The organism is Vibrio sp. 10N.222.46.A1 (assembly GCF_041473595.1).
GTDB classification, from domain to species: Bacteria; Pseudomonadota; Gammaproteobacteria; order Enterobacterales; family Vibrionaceae; genus Vibrio; species Vibrio tasmaniensis_A.
The window spans coordinates 1-322 of sequence record NZ_JBFRSN010001381.1; the positions used below are offsets into that span (position 1 = coordinate 1).

Here is a 322-nt window from a genome sequence, read left to right on the forward strand (position 1 = left end):
CGCCAATATAGATGTTCTTTTTGCCCTGCCCGAGCATGATAATACCCGACTGGTAAGTGAATGGCTGACGTTGATTCCCGCCACTGCTTCTATACAACCACACACCGCCAATTTCAGTTTCTCTGATCCCTTCGAGATCATCCCAACCTTTGTGTTCTACATAAGACTGTAACAACTGCGCGAGTGTTTTCATAAGTGGCGACTTTCCATTCCAAGTGCTAAGAGTAAGTAAGCTAAAGCAGAGAAAGAATATCAACTTTGTAGAAATAGGCAATTTATTTGGAGAATCAGCTCTTCATCACCCTAGATTACTGTACTAATA

At 41.9% G+C, this 322-nt stretch carries 1 pseudogene; it reads right to left on the reverse strand.

Going from position 1 to position 322, the window contains the following annotated elements:
* Positions 1-193, reverse strand: a pseudogene (locus AB4496_RS26765) (AraC family transcriptional regulator); the annotation flags it as partial.
* Between the last annotated feature and the right edge of the window lie 129 nt (positions 194-322).